The organism is Acinetobacter sp. 25-47-130, assembly GCF_056779705.1.
Map to the genome: position 1 here is coordinate 112,597 of NZ_JBWYII010000001.1, position 12,217 is coordinate 124,813.

Below are 12,217 nucleotides of genomic sequence, written 5' to 3' on the forward strand. Positions count from 1 at the left end.
AAAGTACTTATAGCCAAAGGCCATTTTCGTTAAATTATTCGCTAACGTGAGTGGATCTTACATGCAATTAGAAAAATACTATTCTGATCAACAATGGAAAAAAATCCAAAATTTTGCCGAAACAAAGCAAAGCCCTTTTTTAGTTGTTGATTTAGATCAAGTGCAAACTCAATTTATTGAGTTGCAAAATAGCTTTCCAAAAGCCCATATTTATTATGCAGTGAAAGCAAATCCAGGTCGTGAAATTATTCATAAACTTGATCAACTTGGCTCATATTTTGATGTTGCATCAATTTATGAGTTAGACAAAGCGCTTGAATGTGGAATTCATCCAGATCGTATTTCATACGGTAATACTATTAAAAAAGCTTCAGACGTTGAATACGCTTACCGAAAAGGAATCCGTTTATTTGTTACCGATGCGGAAGCAGATCTCGCACAAATTGCCGAATTCGCACCGAACTCTAAAGTCTTTGTCAGGGCAATGGTAGAGTCGGGAGGTACAGCAGATTGGCCACTTTCACGTAAATTTGGATGCCATCCAGATATGGCGGTTGATTTAATGGTGAAAGCTAGACAATTGGGTTTAATACCCTTTGGCGTGTCATTCCATGTCGGTAGTCAGCAACGTGATGTCACTGTATGGCGTTCAGCTTTAACGGTAGTGAAGCAAATATTTAATACTTTGAAAGACCAATACGGTATCAGTTTACAATTAATCAATTTGGGTGGTGGTTTCCCAGCACATTACTTAGCTGATGTTGACAGTATTCAAAGTTATGCGCACGAGATTCAACGCTATCTTGATGAACACTTTGATGATCAGGTGATATTATTTTTGGAGCCAGGCAGATCGTTGGTGGGTAATGCTGGTGTGATTGTTTCAGAGATTGTTCTTATCGCCAATAAATCAGCACATGATGATAAACGATGGGTCTACACGGATGTGGGCGTCTTTAATGGACTAATTGAAACTTTAGGTGAAATGATCAAATATCCTATATATACACCTAAAATGCATTCAGCACCTGAGCATTCAAGTGTTGTGCTTGCAGGCCCGACCTGTGATTCAACTGATATCATGTATGAAAAAGTGCCTTATCAGTTACCTAAAAACTTGAGCATTGGAGATCGACTCTATTGGTTAAGTACTGGAGCTTATACAACCTCTTATGCTTCGGTCGAATTTAATGGTTATCCACCTTTAAAAACGTTCTATTTAGATTGATTTAAGGAATGGTGCTATGTGGTTGGTAGTCAGTCGCTCAAGCTGCGAGCCACATAGCCTAACCCTCCCAGAAGCGTTATCATAATGCTAAAATCTTGATGGGTAGGCTCATGAAAATCGTTGCAGATGAAAATCTCGCATTCACAGATTATTTCTTTTCAGAATTTGGCGATATTGATAATAAAGCTGGTCGTACCTTAAAGCATGAAGATGTGGTCGATGCTGAAGCCTTATTAGTACGTTCTGTGACGAAAGTGAATTCTGCGCTCATTCAAAATACTGCATTAACCTTTGTGGGTAGTGCAACGATCGGCACAGATCATTTGGACATTCCAGCAATTGAACAACAAAATATTCATTGGTCAAATGCTGCAGGATGTAATGCCCAAGCTGTTTCTGAATATGTTATTACTGCGTTATTAGCTCTAAATCCTCATCTTCTAGATGCTGAACAAGATTTCACTTTAGCCATTATTGGGCTGGGTAATGTCGGTTCACGACTCGCACATATGGCGAAATTATTGGGATGGAACGTCATCGGGGTTGATCCTTTTGTACAAAGAGAAAATATTCAGCAAGTCACTTTAGATGAAGTTTTTTCAAAAGCAGATGCAATTTCTATCCATGCGCCATTAACCACTTCAGGGATGCATGCAACCCGACATATGTTTAATGCTGAGACCTTAAAAAAGCTTAAACCATCTACAATTTTAATTAATTCTGCCCGTGGGTCAGTCATTGAAGAACAAGCTTTGATTGCAGATATTCGAGCAACAGGTCGTAAAGTTGTACTAGATGTCTTTGAGCATGAACCAGTCATTACGGAAGAGTTACTGGATCTTGTGCAATTGGTGACACCGCATATTGCGGGGTATAGTCTTGAGGGTAAAGCGCGTGGTACCCAGATGATTTATGATGCTTTCTGTCAGCATTTCGGCCATAAACCTTCAAAACAGTTCGAAACCCAATTGCCTACATGTGAACAATATTTTAACAATAGTGATCTCAAGCACACGCTGAAAACTCAATTAAACCATATCTACGATATCTTTAGAGATGATCAGAACTTAAGAGCATGCCTCAAAGATGGGAAAGTAGATCAAGCCTCATTTGATCAATTACGCAAAACATATCCATTACGCCGTGAATGGGCTGCTCATGGAGGGCCTCAGGCATGACTGACTCTCTGAGCTATCTACCAACTTGCGATTTTGCTGCCATGAAAGCCAGAGCGAGGATGTATCAACAGATTCGCCAATTTTTTTTAGAACGTGATGTTTTGGAAGTTGAAACTCCAATTTTATCTCATGCTGGAGTAACTGATGTCCACTTGGCGTCAGTTGAGGCAAGCCGTCATGTACATGGTCATTTGAAAAAGCACTATCTTCAAACTTCACCAGAATTTGCCATGAAACGACTGTTGGCAGCAGGTGTAGGGCCAATTTATCAAATCTGTAAAGTTTTTCGTGATGATGAACATGGCCGTAAACATAACAGTGAATTTACCATGCTTGAGTGGTATAGACCTGATTTTAGTCTCAAAGACTTGATGTTTGAAGTTACAGATTTACTCAATGTCACTTTGGCACATCGTTTTGGCGAAGTGCGACCTACGATTTTAAGTTATAAACATGCATTTATAGATCGCTTAGATTTTAATCCACTTAAATCCACATTAGAGGAATTAAAGGATTGTTGTAATCGTGTTGGGTTAAATCTAGATCTGGGTGATGATCGTCTAGGATATATCGACCTGTTATTTTCGCATATGGTGGAACCGAGCTTAGGTTTTGATACACCTGTATTTTTAACGGATTTTCCACCAGAACTTGCTTCTCTTGCAAAAACTCGAGTTGATGAAGATGGGGAATTGGTTGCAGCACGTTTTGAGCTTTACATTGAGGGCTTAGAGTTAGCAAATGCTTATGATGAGTTGATTGATGCAGATGTATTGCGTTCCCGTTTTGAAGCTGATAATGCTGAACGCGAAAAATTAGGCTTAGATGTTATGCCAATAGATGAAAATCTCTTAGCCGCATTGCCTAAAATGCCAGAATGCTCAGGTATCGCATTAGGAATCGATCGTTTACTGATGGTGGCAACAGAGAAAATGAAATTAGAGCAAGTGATTACATTTCCTGCTGATCGCTCATAAGATTTTTTATCCTCAGGATAAAGGACGATCTTGAGGAGCTAATATTTTGACAAATGTCGTGCTATACGCTTTAAAACCGTGATTTAAATAAAACTGATGTGCAGGTAATCGTTCAGCACGATTACCACTACTGACCACAATTTTTTGAATACCTTGTTGACTGGCTATATGTTCAACGTGAGCCAACAGTTTTTGACCAATCCCTTTATCGCGATGCGCCTGATCTACAATGAGTACTAGAATGCGAAAATACGGATCAGCATATTCACATGATATTTCTTCAACAAAACCAATATATGCGACAACTTGTCCATGATCGATAAATACTAGGGTTGTATAACGCTCCTGGGCTTGCAACCTCATCAAACGTTCTTTCATAACTTCTGTTTGAGTTGGATAGCCGATTTGTGTAGTCAATTCAGCGATCGCTGCAACATCATGGTTTAAATTTACAGGTTTAATCAGTATTGTCATGGCTATTGAAACATGATTTATAAGTATGAATTAAACTATGTTTAAATAATTTAATCTTTCATGTATTTTGTTTAGATAAATTTAATATTTTATCTTTTAATATTGGATTTGATTCATTTTTTCAACGTGAAGATTTAAAACAATAATCATAGGCGACTATATGTCTTTTTCTATATTTTTATCTTTTGTAATTTATACAATTGTGACATCCATAACACCTGGACCTAACAATTTGATGGTCGCAACCTCAGGAGTGAACTTTGGACTCCGTGCGACTTATGGACACATTTTAGGTGTAGCGATCGGTTTTGGGGTCATGGTGATTTTGGTTGGTTTAGGAATTGGTACATTACTGAGTCAAAATCAATTGGTTTACGAAATTCTAAAGTTGATCGGTATTGCTTATTTAATCTATTTAGCTATTAAGATTGCTCAATCAGGCTCAGTTGAATTAGATAAAACTCAAGCGAAACCCATTACTTTTTTGCAAGCTGCATTATTTCAATGGGTCAATCCAAAAGCTTGGATTATGGCAATGGGCGCGGTGACGACTTATTTAGCTGCAGGCAGTGAATTTTATTGGTATATCATTTTGGGTGTTGTGTTTGGGTTAGTCTGTATTCCATGCACGGGAGCTTGGGGAATACTCGGAGAAAAATTACAAACTTTGGTGCGTACGCCACAGCATCTAAAAATTTTCAATTACAGTATGGCGCTACTATTAGTGGCTTCAATCATTAAACCAATGATTGATTCTTTTAAATATTTTCAACAATCATTCTTTTAAAATACGATTACCTCCTGAGTTTCAGGAGGTAAATATTATGCGTTTACCAAGGATTGATGTTTTTCTCGGTGCGTTGCCAAAGCCTCGATTCTTTTTTGTATCAGCATTTCACCAATATCAGGGCCTTTGATCTCAGGCGGTAAATCAGATGCTTTAATTGAACGAACAATCTGTACCGCATCTAATACATATTTTGCTTGAGGATATTCACGGTCTTCGAGACCTAAGCGACCTTTGGCATCACATTCACATGCTTGTACAAAAGCCTCAACACGTTCAGGACGGCGTAATACATCTAAACGTTGTAATAGACGCCATAGTGTTCCTGGTTTTAATGTAAACGCCTGATGGCATTTAAGATGTTCTTTGCACACCGCAATTGCCAATTGTTTGGTTTGGGTCGGAACTTTAAGACGTTCACATAAATCAGTCACGGGCTGAACACCACGTTCCTCATGCATGATATGGCGAGGTAACTCATCTTTAGGCGTGAGTGCTTTACCCAGATCATGCACTAATACCGCGAAGCGTACATCCATCGAATAGTCTGCTTTACAAGCTTGTTGTAATGACATCAAGGTATGAATACCACAGTCAATTTCAGGATGGTATTCAGGACGTTGTGGGACACCAAATAATGCTTCGATTTCTGGAAAGAGGATTTTGAGAGCATCACACTGACGAAGGACTTCGAAGTAAATATCAGCATCACGTTCCATTAAAGCACGAGAAGTTTCTTTCCAAACACGTTCAGGCGTAAGTGCTTGCAATTCACCAGAATCAGCCAAATTTTTCATTAAGGCTATGGTTTCTTCAGCTACTTTAAAACCATACTGATGATAGCGAGCTGCAAAACGGGCAACACGCAATACTCGTAGTGGATCCTCTGCAAATGCATCAGATACGTGACGTAAAATGCGATGATTCAAATCTTGATGACCATGATAAGGGTCGAACAACTCACCATCTTCATTCATAGCCATTGCATTGATGGTCAAATCACGACGAATTAAATCATCTTCAAGGGTTACCGAGGGATCGGTAAAAAATTCAAAGCCATGATAACCATGCCCAGATTTACGCTCAGTACGAGCGAGGGCGTATTCATCTTTAGTTTCGGGATGTAGAAATACAGGAAAATCTTTACCAACAGGTTGGAAACCTTGGTTTAAAAGTTGTTCTGGTGTTGCACCGACAACGACATAATCTTTTTCATGATAGGGGTGTCCGAGCAACTGATCTCGCACTGCACCGCCTACTAAATAAACTTGCATAAAAAACCTCTATTCTTAGCACCATCATGCATCAGAATAGAGGTTTTCTCAAGTCACAAAACGTGCCCTAAATGAAGGATTAGAGCGCGTTTTTTTCCTCTTCTTGAATTTCTGCAACAGTTAATGCAGTCATATTCACAACACGGCGCGTAGTTGCTGTCGGTGTTAAGATATGAACTGGCTTAGCCGCACCTAATAAGATTGGACCAATTGTTACATTATTTCCTGAAGTTGACTTCAACAGGTTGAATGAAATATTTGCAGCATCTAAATTCGGCATAATCAATAGATTCGCAGAACCTTTGAAGCGCGAGTTAGGGAATGCAAAGCTACGGATATTTTCATCAAGCGCTGCATCTGCATGCATTTCACCTTCAACTTCAAGCTCAGGTGCAATTTCAGAAAGGATTGCATACACTTTACGCATTTTTTGAGCGCTAGGATCAGTCTGGTCAGAACCAAAACTTGAGTGCGACAACAATGCTACACGTGGAGTAATACCGAAACGACGGACTTCTTCTGCTGCTAAAATAGTCATTTCAGCAAGCTGTTCAGCTGTAGGATTACGATTGATGTATGTATCTGCAATGAACAAGTTACGATCTTCGAGCATCAACGCATTTAACGTAAAGAAAGTGTTATGACCTTCTTTTAAACCAATGACATTGCTCACGAAATCTAAATGAATATCGTAGCTAGAATACGTACCACATAGCATACCATCTGCTAAGCCGTGACGTACTAACATCGCTGCAATTAGGGTCGAACGACGACGTGATTCACGTTGTGCATACTCAGGTGTTACCCCTTTACGCATCATCAGATTATAGTAATCATCAGCAAACTTTTCGTAATCAGGATTTGTTTCTTGATCAACGATAGTGATATTCACACCATTTTCTAAACGTAAACCTAATTTCTTAATATTCGCTTCGATCACAGCAGTACGACCCACCAAGATCGGTTTTGCCAGGCCTTCGTCTACGGCAATTTGAACAGCACGAAGAACACGAAGATCTTCACCTTCCGCATAAGCAATACGTTTAGGATCAGTTTTCGCTTGAGCAAAAATTGGTTTCATCATAAATGCTGAGTTGTAAACGAACTCAGAAAGACGCTGATGATACACGGAGAAATCTTGGATTGGACGAGTTGCTACACCAGAATCCATCGCGGCTTTTGCAACAGCAGGCGCAATTTCAAGAATCAAGCGTTGATCTAGTGGGCGTGGAATTAGGTAATCACGTCCAAATGATGCAGATTTTTCACCATAAGATGCAGCATCAGCTTCTACATGTGCCATACGAGCAATTGCGTGTACACATGCAATCTTCATTTCTTCGTTAATGGTTGTTGCACCTACATCAAGTGCACCACGGAAGATATATGGGAAGCAAAGCGCATTATTGACTTGGTTCGGATAGTCTGAACGACCCGTCGCCATGATGACATCATCACGAACTTCATGTGCATGTTCAGGCAGAATTTCAGGATCTGGGTTAGCAAGCGCGAAGATAATTGGATCCTTCGCCATGACTTTGACCATTTCTTTAGTCAAAATACCCGCAGCTGATAGACCAAGGAACATATCTGCACCAGCAATTACGTCGCCAAGCTGAGAACCTTCGATATCTTGAACATAGCGTTTTTTAGACTCGTCTAAACCTTCACGTTTTTTTGTTAAGAGTCCACGAGAGTCAGCAACAATGATATTTTCTTTTTTAGCACCAAGCGCACAAAGAAGATCTAGACATGACAGTGCAGCAGCACCTGCTCCAGAAGCGACGATCTTGATATCTTCAATCTTTTTGCCATTTAATTGCAAAGCATTTAAAAGTGCTGAGCCTACAATGATTGACGTACCGTGTTGGTCATCATGAAAGACTGGAATATTCATGCGCTCACGAAGTTTCTGTTCAATATAGAAACATTCTGGAGCTTTGATATCTTCGAGGTTAATCCCCCCGAAAGTCGGTTCAAGAGCAGCAACGATATCTACGATTTTATCTGGATCGTTTTCTGCAATTTCGATATCGAAAACGTCAACGCCTGCAAACTTTTTGAACAGGACGCCTTTACCTTCCATCACTGGTTTTGAAGCGAGGGGACCAATATTACCCAAACCGAGTACTGCAGTACCATTACTGACGACTGCAACTAGGTTACCACGCGCAGTATACAGCGCTGCTTTAGAAGGGTCTTTTTCAATTTCCAAACATGGCACTGCAACACCTGGGGAATATGCTAATGCTAGATCATGTTGGTTGACGAGTTGCTTACTCGGAGTAACGCTGATTTTTCCTGGTGTTGGAAATTCGTGGTAGTAGAGTGCTTGCTGTTTTAAAGATTGATCGTCCATCTGAATCCCAGTAATTACAATATTCCAGCTTTGCTGGTTTTTGGTTATATCACTTGGAATATACCACTAGTTGCGCAGTGATCACAGTTAAAAGTCGAAATTTCATACATATTTAGGACTTTGGTCTTGAGATTAAGGTGTTTGTGATAATTGCACTTCATTTTTTAAATATTGAGTGCTATCAATCGCATTTAGGGGCTTTGAAAAATAATAGCCTTGGAAATAATCACAGCCCTGTTTTCTTAAGTATTCGATTTGTTCAAGGTCTTCTACACCTTCAGCAACCAATTTCATACCCATCGCTTTACCCATGGAAATAATCGCATCGACAATAGCATTATTTTTACGAGTGCCAATCTTTGAAATAAAGGCGCGATCAATCTTGAGTGTATCAATAGGATAGTCGGCAAGATAAGCAAGGGAAGAATAGCCTGTACCAAAGTCATCTAGTGCGATTGAGAATTTTTTATTTTTAATTTGATTGAGGAGATCAAAAACATGTGAGGATTTGTCCAGTAAAGACGACTCCGTCAATTCAAACTCAATGTATTGGGGTTCAAGTGCATATTTCAGAATGGCTTGATCAATAAAATTGAGAAATTCCCCACGATGGATCTGTTGCGCCACGACATTAATAGAAATTTGTAACTTATCAAATCCTAATTCATGCCATATTTTAAGTTGCTTACATGTCTGGAAAATAACAAATTTTCCGATATCTGAGATCAGACTAGTCATTTCAGCAATCGGTATAAAACGATCTGGCATGATGATGCCATACTTTGGATGATTCCAGCGGATTAATGCTTCAAAGCCGCTCACTTGCATCGTTTTACTTTCGATCTTAGGTTGATAGTAAATTTCTAAGTCCTGATTTTTTATAGCAAGTCGTAAATCTCTTTCGAGCTCAATGTCACTGCCAAAAATGGATTCAGGCTTGTTGTCATAATAATAGGCTGTGCTGCCCCCTAGTTTTTTTGCTTCTGTTAAAGCACTTTCCGCGTGGCTATTTAAGCTGCCAATTTGTCGACCATGATTGGGGTAAATCGCAATACCAAGCGAGACATGAATCATGTGTTCTTGTCCATCGATGATAAAGGGGATTTCAAAGGCTTCAAGAATTTGATCGACGACTTGCTGAATCGTGTAATGACTATGATTTAAGTTATAAATCATGGCAAAGTCATCATTGTTTAAATACGAAATTAAAACAGCTTTAGAACAGGTATGCTTCAGTCTTCGCGAAACCTCTTTGAGAACTTCATCTCCAGTTTGATGATTAATAAACTCATTAAAATGTCTAAATCGATCAATGTTAAGACGAATAATAGAAAAATGGCTCAGAATTTTAGATTTACTAATTAGATACTGGTGTAACTGTAAATTAAAATAAACACGGTTAGGTAAATCTGTAAGTAGATCGTAATTCTCTAAGTAGGCCATTCTTTCAAGGTTTTGCTTCCGTTCAGTTAAATCTGAAATGATGCCTACATAATTTAAAATTCTGTTTTTATCATCTCGAACTGCATTGATATGCAACCACAAGGTTAATATTTTTCCTGAAATAAATTCTTCTGTGACTTCAGCATCATATTGTCCAGTGAGTAACACTGTTTGAGTTATATCAGCATGATGTTGGCTGAGCTGGGACGTTGATGATTTGGTAATGTCGAAGATATGTTTTGAGATAATATCTTGTGGTGGGATGTTGACCAATTCACTAAAATAGGGATTAACTTCTAAAAAACACAAGTTATTGTCTAAAACGAAAACCCCTTGGGCCACTTGATTAAATACATTCGAAGCTAATTTCAATTTTTCTTGTGCTTTTTTTTCACTTTCAATGTCTTGGAAAATGCCCACCATTTTAAGAGGTTTATTATTTTTAGGATCACGTGTAATAACTCGACCAATATCTTTAATCCAGAACCACTGATCTTTTACTTTAGTTCTATAATGTGCTTCAAAACGTTCAGTTTTTCCTCTTAAATGTTTACGGAGCTCTTTACGATAATTTTCTTGATCTTCGGGGTGAATAAACTCGCTAATTTGATCAGTGGCACTTTGATAGTGCAAAACCTGATTACCATATTTAATGCCTGAAATTTCAATGGTTCTTTTCTCGATGTTCCATAGCCAAGATGAAATGCCAGCAGTTTCATGTGCAAAATCGAGGTTAGCTTGATGGTGCTGTAGTCGATCGTTAATTTTATTAATATCGTAGGTTCGTTCAATTACTTTTTGTTCGAGTAATTGATTATGCATTTGTAATTGGTTTTCAATTTTTTTGGATTTTTCAATCTCATTTTTAAGCTTTTCTTGTAAAAGTGATGACTCTACAAGGTGTTTTCTAGACTCAGATAAATAGAATTTATTGTGACTATTTAAAATTCCGAGACGGCGGTACATCTTATGGGTAAGGAGAGCGCAAATAAGTAATACACCAAACCAAATATTAAAGATTAAACTAAAAACATCAGGAGTATTATCTAAAAAAAGGAAATTGGAGAGGACTATGGCCGAAGCTGAAGGCAAAAAAACATAAAGGAAATATCGTAACCGCTGTGATAAAAATACAATAGCAAAAGTATAAACAATAGATAACATTAACCCAGCTAAAGTCAACATATGTATATCTTTGACTTCTGGATTATGTTCGGGGATAAGCTGTAATACGGTATAAATACCAATAGCTAGACCAGCTCCAGTAATTAAGCAAACCAATTGTGCCCACATGTCTAAGTTAAAAATACTAATTTGATTAGATTTTTTAAAAAAGAGGGTAAAGTAAAAACAGATTAAAAGAATGGCGGTAAATAAAATGAGCCAAATGGTATAAGGTATTGAAAAGCTTTTGAAATAAAAGAAGTAAATAAGTTGATTATAGATGCAGGCAAAGAGCACCCACGCTAAAAAAAAATGCAAATTAGATGTCGCACTTTTGATCTGGCTATCGAGTACAGAGTTGGAAACATGCTCTCCCTGAACTTCACTCATAACTGGCAATACCTTAATTTTCTTTCTACTTTATTTGAATTATTTTTGAGTACGAACTTAAAAAATATAAATTTAGCGCGACAACTCTTTTCTCATTAAAGTACTGTCTAATTGGATGAAAATCAATTCTATTGTGAGTTAAATCACGGAATTTTGAGAAAATATTTATTAAAATTTGTAATTTAAGATCGATAAAGCAACCACTGGTGCAGTTTCTGTACGTAAAACACGTTCACCAATACACCAATTGATAAATCCATGCTGATTTGCAGATTGGATTTCGGCTTCACTTAATCCACCTTCTGGACCAATGAGTAGCGCTATATTTGAGGAGGCATCATTTAACACATCGACCTCATCTTTATTGGGGGCTAAGACTAATTTCGTTTCAGGGAGTGTGCTATTTAACCATTGTGCCAAAGGGAGTGGAGCTAATATTTTTGGAACAATATTCATTCCACACTGCTCGCAAGCTGCAATTGCTACACCTTGCCAATGATCAAGTTTTTTCTGATCACGGTCGTACTTTAAACGCATTTCGCAACGTTCAGAGGTGAGAAGTTGAATTTCAGATACGCCTAACTCAACCGCTTTTTGAATAGCATAATCCATGCGGTCACCTTTACTCATTACTTGACCAAGTAAGGCATTAAAGTTTGGTGTGCGATTGGTTGGGTTAAATTCTTGAACTAGAACCGAGCCTGTTTTTTTATTGGCTTCAGTTAATTCAACTTGATATTCGCCACCTTGACCATTAAACAAGGTCGCTTTTTCACCGACTTGTGCACGTAAAACTTTGACCCAATGATGAAATACAGTTTCAGTCAGTTCAACTGTTGTATTTACATTAAGGTCTGCTTCAATAAAAAAACGAGGCATCTGCATTACTCTAAAATCGGTAAAATAAAAACTTCTTTTATCTTCAGTCCCTACATCAAATAAG

General features: G+C 38.2%; 9 protein-coding genes. 4 read left to right on the forward strand and 5 right to left on the reverse strand.

Annotation, left to right across the window (positions count from 1 at the left end; all coding sequences use genetic code 11):
• The first annotated feature begins 61 nt into the window (after nucleotides 1-61).
• The 3 genes from AC1M83_RS00535 to epmA all read left to right on the forward strand — a co-directional run bounded on the left by AC1M83_RS00535 (nucleotide 62) and on the right by epmA (nucleotide 3,383).
• Nucleotides 62-1,228, forward strand: a complete 1,167-nt coding sequence (locus tag AC1M83_RS00535; protein ID WP_481589720.1) for a type III PLP-dependent enzyme — start codon at nucleotides 62-64, stop codon at nucleotides 1,226-1,228.
• A gap of 110 nt (nucleotides 1,229-1,338) precedes the next feature.
• Complete coding sequence (locus AC1M83_RS00540) at nucleotides 1,339-2,406, forward strand: 4-phosphoerythronate dehydrogenase (protein ID WP_481589721.1); 1,068 nt, start codon at nucleotides 1,339-1,341, stop codon at nucleotides 2,404-2,406.
• The gene (epmA, locus tag AC1M83_RS00545) at nucleotides 2,403-3,383 is read left to right on the forward strand and encodes an EF-P lysine aminoacylase EpmA (protein ID WP_481588506.1); all 981 of its coding nucleotides are present in this window, start codon (nucleotides 2,403-2,405) and stop codon (nucleotides 3,381-3,383) included. Before AC1M83_RS00540 ends, epmA begins: the two co-directional genes overlap by 4 nt.
• Nucleotides 3,384-3,395: 12 nt before the next feature.
• Here epmA and AC1M83_RS00550 read toward each other — a convergent pair whose 3' ends face one another.
• On the reverse strand, nucleotides 3,396-3,857 hold the full coding sequence (locus AC1M83_RS00550) for a GNAT family N-acetyltransferase (RefSeq protein WP_481589722.1): 462 nt from the start codon (nucleotides 3,855-3,857) through the stop codon (nucleotides 3,396-3,398).
• A 160-nt stretch (nucleotides 3,858-4,017) separates the two neighbouring features.
• Here AC1M83_RS00550 and AC1M83_RS00555 point away from each other — a divergent pair, with 160 nt between their 5' ends.
• Nucleotides 4,018-4,644 (forward strand): LysE family translocator, encoded by a 627-nt coding sequence (locus AC1M83_RS00555; RefSeq protein WP_481589723.1) that lies wholly within the window; start codon nucleotides 4,018-4,020, stop codon nucleotides 4,642-4,644.
• A gap of 35 nt (nucleotides 4,645-4,679) precedes the next feature.
• Here the strand turns inward: AC1M83_RS00555 and AC1M83_RS00560 are convergent, their stop codons facing one another.
• The 4 genes from AC1M83_RS00560 to AC1M83_RS00575 all read right to left on the reverse strand — a co-directional run bounded on the left by AC1M83_RS00560 (nucleotide 4,680) and on the right by AC1M83_RS00575 (nucleotide 12,153).
• The gene (locus AC1M83_RS00560) at nucleotides 4,680-5,918 is read right to left on the reverse strand and encodes a multifunctional CCA addition/repair protein (protein WP_481589724.1); all 1,239 of its coding nucleotides are present in this window, start codon (nucleotides 5,916-5,918) and stop codon (nucleotides 4,680-4,682) included.
• Between the two features lie 79 nt (nucleotides 5,919-5,997).
• Nucleotides 5,998-8,277, reverse strand: coding sequence for an NADP-dependent malic enzyme (locus AC1M83_RS00565; RefSeq protein ID WP_481589725.1), 2,280 nt, complete (start codon nucleotides 8,275-8,277; stop codon nucleotides 5,998-6,000).
• 132 nt (nucleotides 8,278-8,409) lie between these two features.
• The gene (locus AC1M83_RS00570; protein WP_481589726.1) at nucleotides 8,410-11,274 is read right to left on the reverse strand and encodes an EAL domain-containing protein; all 2,865 of its coding nucleotides are present in this window, start codon (nucleotides 11,272-11,274) and stop codon (nucleotides 8,410-8,412) included.
• A gap of 168 nt (nucleotides 11,275-11,442) precedes the next feature.
• On the reverse strand, nucleotides 11,443-12,153 hold the full coding sequence (locus AC1M83_RS00575) for a 16S rRNA (uracil(1498)-N(3))-methyltransferase (RefSeq protein WP_481589727.1): 711 nt from the start codon (nucleotides 12,151-12,153) through the stop codon (nucleotides 11,443-11,445).
• Nucleotides 12,154-12,217 lie beyond the last annotated feature (64 nt).

Coding starts and splice junctions, on each gene's coding strand:
- AC1M83_RS00535 (WP_481589720.1), top strand. CDS start 62: ATGCAATTAGAAAAATACTATTCTGATCAACAATGGAAAAAAATCCAA.
- AC1M83_RS00540 (WP_481589721.1), top strand. CDS start 1,339: ATGAAAATCGTTGCAGATGAAAATCTCGCATTCACAGATTATTTCTTT.
- epmA (WP_481588506.1), top strand. CDS start 2,403: ATGACTGACTCTCTGAGCTATCTACCAACTTGCGATTTTGCTGCCATG.
- AC1M83_RS00550 (WP_481589722.1), bottom strand. CDS start 3,857: ATGACAATACTGATTAAACCTGTAAATTTAAACCATGATGTTGCAGCG.
- AC1M83_RS00555 (WP_481589723.1), top strand. CDS start 4,018: ATGTCTTTTTCTATATTTTTATCTTTTGTAATTTATACAATTGTGACA.
- AC1M83_RS00560 (WP_481589724.1), bottom strand. CDS start 5,918: ATGCAAGTTTATTTAGTAGGCGGTGCAGTGCGAGATCAGTTGCTCGGA.
- AC1M83_RS00565 (WP_481589725.1), bottom strand. CDS start 8,277: ATGGACGATCAATCTTTAAAACAGCAAGCACTCTACTACCACGAATTT.
- AC1M83_RS00570 (WP_481589726.1), bottom strand. CDS start 11,274: ATGAGTGAAGTTCAGGGAGAGCATGTTTCCAACTCTGTACTCGATAGC.
- AC1M83_RS00575 (WP_481589727.1), bottom strand. CDS start 12,153: ATGCCTCGTTTTTTTATTGAAGCAGACCTTAATGTAAATACAACAGTT.